The organism is Exiguobacterium sp. s123 (assembly GCF_018617075.1).
Taxonomy (GTDB): domain Bacteria; phylum Bacillota; class Bacilli; order Exiguobacteriales; family Exiguobacteriaceae; genus Exiguobacterium; species Exiguobacterium profundum.
In genome coordinates this window covers 1-369 of record NZ_JACSJL010000032.1, presented here as the reverse complement: position 1 = coordinate 369, position 369 = coordinate 1, and the positions used below count along the sequence as shown (strand labels likewise).

The following is a 369-nucleotide window of genomic DNA, read 5'->3' as shown; positions in this document are numbered from 1 at the left end:
GAGCGCAGTCCATTTCTGTTTTGCTCAAACCTCCAGATGAGGGTGTGCCATCACCCCTCCTGAGACAGATCATATAGATTCTCAGGCTGATTGACTTTTACCATCAACCACAGGTGCGTATCGGATATTCATCGCACCAACTACATCTCGATGTTTCTTAAATCCGCATTTACAGACATAAGTCCGGTCTTTCGCCTTGTTTCTTTCGCCACAAGAGGGACATGTCTGAGATGTGTGTGCCGGGTCGACATGCTCGACCTTGATCCCTTCTAGTTTCGCCTTGTACTCGATAAATAATGCCAAGCGATAGAACGACCATGTATGCAGATTCTTATTGTTTTTACGGCTTGTTCTTGCCGTCTGTCGGAT

The 369-nt window shown here is 46.3% G+C and carries 1 protein-coding gene; it reads right to left on the bottom strand.

Going from position 1 to position 369, the window contains the following annotated elements:
* Positions 1-81: 81 nt before the first annotated feature.
* The coding region (locus tag KNO72_RS15515; RefSeq protein ID WP_214758784.1) for an RNA-guided endonuclease TnpB family protein at positions 82-369 on the bottom strand (288 nt) is incomplete at its 5' end.